1 protein-coding gene is annotated in these 488 nt (G+C 70.5%); it reads right to left on the bottom strand.

What is annotated here, in order from left to right; genetic code table 11:
- Positions 1-340 (bottom strand): ATP-binding cassette domain-containing protein (locus M3677_RS16880; RefSeq protein ID WP_251161120.1); only part of this gene is annotated, 340 nt, incomplete at its 3' end.
- Positions 341-488: the final 148 nt, after the last annotated feature.

The following is a 488-nucleotide window of genomic DNA, read 5'->3' as shown; positions in this document are numbered from 1 at the left end:
GGACGGGCGCCTCGACCACGTTCTCCAGCGCCGTCATGTGCGGGAACAGGTTGAACCGCTGGAAGACCATGCCGATGTCGCGGCGCTGCTCGGCCACCTCGCGGTCGCGCAGCTCGTGCAGCACGCCGCCCTTCTCGCGGTAGCCCACGAGGTGCCCGTCGACCGAGAGTCGGCCGGAGTCGATCTTCTCGAGGTGGTTGATGCAGCGCAGGAAGGTCGACTTGCCCGAGCCCGAGGGCCCGATCACGCACATGACCTCGCCCGGGCGCACGGCCAGGTCGATGCCCTTGAGCACCTCGGTGCGCCCGAAGCTCTTGCGCACCTGCTCGGCGTGCACCATCAACCGCTCGTCGCTCACGCCGTGCCCACCTGGTCCGCTCGGCGGGCCGCCCGCTGCGCGCGGGTCTCCCGGTTGCCGACGCCGCGGTTGAAGCGGCGCTCGAGGAAGTACTGGCCCAGCATCAGCACGCTGCTCAGCGCGACGTACC

This window comes from Curtobacterium sp. P97, from assembly GCF_023712445.1.
In the GTDB taxonomy this organism is placed as follows: domain Bacteria; phylum Actinomycetota; class Actinomycetes; order Actinomycetales; family Microbacteriaceae; genus Curtobacterium.
Note: the sequence above shows the minus strand (reverse complement) of the source record. Positions and strands in the feature narration are given on the sequence as shown.